2 protein-coding genes and 1 pseudogene are annotated in these 3,813 nt (G+C 51.0%); 2 read left to right on the top strand and 1 reads right to left on the bottom strand.

The annotated features are described in order from the left end of the window. Positions 1–481, bottom strand: a pseudogene (locus BIZ37_RS29655) (glutamate synthase subunit alpha); the annotation flags it as partial. A gap of 618 nt (positions 482–1,099) precedes the next feature. On the opposite strand from BIZ37_RS29655, the gene BIZ37_RS29650 reads away from it, so the two are divergent. Together BIZ37_RS29650 and BIZ37_RS29645 are read left to right on the top strand one after the other, a co-directional pair. Continuing rightward, positions 1,100–2,044 (top strand): TIGR01212 family radical SAM protein, encoded by a 945-nt coding sequence (locus BIZ37_RS29650; RefSeq protein ID WP_187464600.1) that lies wholly within the window; start codon positions 1,100–1,102, stop codon positions 2,042–2,044. 183 nt (positions 2,045–2,227) lie between these two features. Further along, on the top strand, positions 2,228–3,813 hold a 1,586-nt coding region (locus BIZ37_RS29645), incomplete at its 3' end, for a diguanylate cyclase (protein ID WP_187464599.1).

The raw sequence follows: 3,813 nt of genomic DNA, 5'->3' as shown, positions 1-3,813 counted from the left end.
GTTCCATGCTGGTACCGCCGGTAATAAAGACGTGCTCGAATTGTGGCTCGGTGCTCAGCGGGTCGACGCCAATCATTGAATTGTCGACCGGTAGCACACGGTAGCCAATGACTTCTAGGTCAAGTCGTTTGGCATTGCGCTCAAGGATGTCACGGCACTGCTGACGTTTGTACTCGTCTTTAGGGAATAGCACCACCCCGACACCGTATTGCTCGAAAGAGGGCAGGCGGATGCCTTGCTTAACGGTTTCTTCCAGCAGGAATTCATGGGGTTTTTGCAGCAAGATACCTGCACCGTCACCACTGCACGGGTCACAGCCTTGGCCGCCACGGTGTTCCATCCGAGCTAGCATATCAAGGGCTTGGGTGACAATTTCGTGGGATTTACGGTTCTTCAGGTGGGCCACAAAGCCGATACCACAGGCATCGTGCTCCATTTCAGGCACATAAAGTCCCTGAGCATTCAGCTCTTGATCTGTCATAGATACTTCCTTCCAGTTTCAACAGGCACCAATCCTGGTACCTGAGTTATCCCTAATTTTGGTTATACATCCTCCAGGGCCTATATTTTGGACTCCTGTCCGGCCTTGTCGGATGGGTTTGCTGTGGGATGATGTAGTCAATCAATAGCAAACTTCATTCTGTAGCACCTGTGCTCTGGTATGCAAAAGCGCTGCAGTTTTGAGGGGAAGCAACATAAACCACTAAATATTTGCTTGGTTTAGTTACTTTTATTGTTCATAAATTGCACACAGCTGTAACTATCCTACAATTTTGATTGATTAATTACCAACAAAAAATATCCCCACCCTGTAACATCTCGGTATCACCATGAATTAATTACTTAACTAGATGCGTATCTATTCGCATTTAGCGGTCAATGTGCATAGTGGAGCAATTTAACCATGGATTTGATGTGGTTAATAAGAGTGGGTTTAGACCAAAGTATTACAAAATGATGTTGTTGCTAATTTTCATTCCCTTTCTCAGCCCATATTTGGTGAAAAAAACGCCTTTATTGTTCTTGCACAACTTTTGCCATTGTTTTCGGTGCTAACCTGTGCCGCTTTTTTCGACCCCTTGAATGACTAGGTGACAAGATGCAGCTGCATGAGCTCGTGAACACATTTGGCCAGGACCTACAGCGTCGCTACGGAGAGAAGGTGCATAAACTGACCTTGCATGGTGGCTTCAGCTGCCCGAACCGTGACGGCACAATCGGTCGTGGCGGCTGCACATTCTGTAATGTTGCCTCGTTCGCCGATGAGCAGGCACAGCACAAACCGATCACCGAGCAGCTGACACAGCGTGCTGGCGAAGTGAACCGCGCCAAGCGCTATCTAGCTTATTTCCAGGCCTATACCAGTACCTACGCTGAAGTACAGACACTCAAAGCGATGTATGAAGAAGCACTGGAAGCGGCGGATATCGTTGGCTTGTGTGTTGGTACCCGCCCTGACTGTGTGCCGGATGAAGTGTTGGAGTTGTTGGCGGGCTACCATAACCAAGGGTGTGAAATTTGGCTGGAGCTCGGCCTGCAGACCGCCAATGATAAAACCCTCAAGCGGATCAACCGTGGCCATGATTTTGCCTGTTATGAGGCTATTGCCAAGCGGGCAAGGGCATTGGGGCTGAAAGTCTGTGCCCACCTGATTGTCGGCCTGCCGGGGGACACCCGCGAGGACAATTTAGAGACTGTCCGTAAGGTCGTCGATGCCGGTGTGGATGGGATCAAGCTCCACCCGCTTCATATTGTTGAAGGCAGTATTATGGGCTTGTCTTGGAAAGCGGGTCGTTTGGCAGAGCTCAGCCTTGAAGACTATACCGCGATCTCTGCTGAGATGATCCGACTGACTCCGCCAGAGGTGGTTTACCACCGTGTTTCTGCCAGTGCCCGTAAGCCAACCCTACTGGCCCCTGAGTGGTGTGAAAACCGCTGGTTAGCCATGACGGAAATTGGCCGTAATTTGGATCAAAAGGGTGGTCAGGGAGCGGCGTTGGGCAAGCCATTTGAGTACACCCTGCCTGTGCGGCGATCGAGTTAAAACTTGCAGCTTGCCAACCAGGCTGACATTAGCTGTTACAACGGTAAGTGTGTTAGATTACAAGTAAAATGACGTCAATTACTAAAATCAATGCATACTTCCTGTCAGGAAAGATCTGTTAGTCCGATATTGCTTACATTGCTCACCTTACTGGCCTGTTGCGGGGGACTTCTATTTAAAGGGATGTCTCGCCGCTTTCTGCTGCTGGGGGTGGGCTTTTTCGCTCCTGCCACTTTAGCCTCGACTGTTTCCCAATGGTTGCAGGCTGACAACCCTGCATTACTTTTCTCATTATTGATCCTTGTGCTGGCTATCGGCGGCGGGCTATTGACCTTGCTGTTTCATCATCTAGAGGCCAGCTCCTTCAACCGCCTTCATGCCCAGCTGACCCTAATGCCCGTTGCGGTTGCACTGGTCCGGAAAAAGGACGGCCATTTACTCTATGGCAATAAGCCATGCCGCCAGTTGCTTGGGGTGCGGAAACTCAATGACCGCTACCTTTACCCCGATGGCCTTAGTAGCAATATGTTGTGTGATTTCCTGCGTCCCTTTACCGGCCTGAAAGCTTTCAGGGAGGTTGAGGAAGCCTTGCCGCAAAGCAATGGCAAGGTGATCCCGCTTGTTGTGTCCGGCCAGTCGATACGCTGCCAGTGGCAGCCTTGCTGGTTATTGTTTATCGATTTGCCTCGCACCCGTCACGGTGAGCAGGTGAAGCTGGAAAATGAACAGCGGATCTTCCAGCAGGTTCTGAACTCCTTGTCGGAGCTGGTGTATTTCAAGGATAAGTCTGGCAAGTTGATCGGTACCAACAAGGCTTTTGATCGTTTCTGGCGCGGCAGGATCGATGAAGGGATCACCGAGGAGCAGGATCTTGGCTCCTTGGGCAATACGGCATCCCATACTTGGACTACCGCACCTGACGGCTCGAGCAGGCTATTGGAAACCAATTGCAACTTATTGATCGGTGATACGGGAGAGGCTATCGGTACCCTTAGCATCAGCCATGACGTGACAGACTGGCATGAGATGCAAGAGGTATTGAAAACCGAGATCGAAAAGCGGGAAGTGACCGAGCAGGAACTGGCCCAGCGAAATACTTTGCTCGATACCATCCTCAGCGCCAGCCGGGATCCGATAGCTTTGTATAATGAACATGGTGTCTATGTCGGCTGCAATGAGCCATTTGCCCGCTCGTTGGGCTATACCCAGCAAGCGCTGTTGGGCAAGTCCTCGGCAGATGTACTTGAGCCGGATAAGCTAGAAATTTTTAGGCAGACAGATCTGCAGGTTACCCAGCAAGGGATCAGCGTAAAGCTTGATGACTATGTGATTTTGGACGATGGCACACCTATCTGGTACGAAGTGCTTAAGTCGCCTTACCGGGACCCGACCGATGGCACCACCGGGGTGCTGATGATGGCGCGGGACGTCACCGAGCGTAAGATGGCCGAGCAGCAACTGGCTGATGCCATTATGGAGTTACAGGAACTGAGCTTTGTTGACAGCCTGACCAAAGTTGCAAACCGCCGTAGCTTCGATGAGCAGTTGCGTAAGATGTGGTATAGCCATATTCGAGAGCAGCATCCGCTAACCTTGATCTTGTGTGATATCGACTACTTCAAGGCTTTCAACGATAACTATGGTCACCAGCAGGGCGATTTTGCCTTGCGTGAAGTGGCGAAAGTGCTGCGCAGTGTGGTCAAGCGCGAGACTGACGAGGTCGCCCGTTACGGCGGTGAGGAGTTCGCCTTCCTGCTACCGAATACCAG

Source organism: Photobacterium sp. BZF1, from assembly GCF_014349205.1.
Taxonomy (GTDB): Bacteria; Pseudomonadota; Gammaproteobacteria; order Enterobacterales; family Vibrionaceae; genus Photobacterium.
Note: the sequence above shows the minus strand (reverse complement) of the source record. Positions and strands in the feature narration are given on the sequence as shown.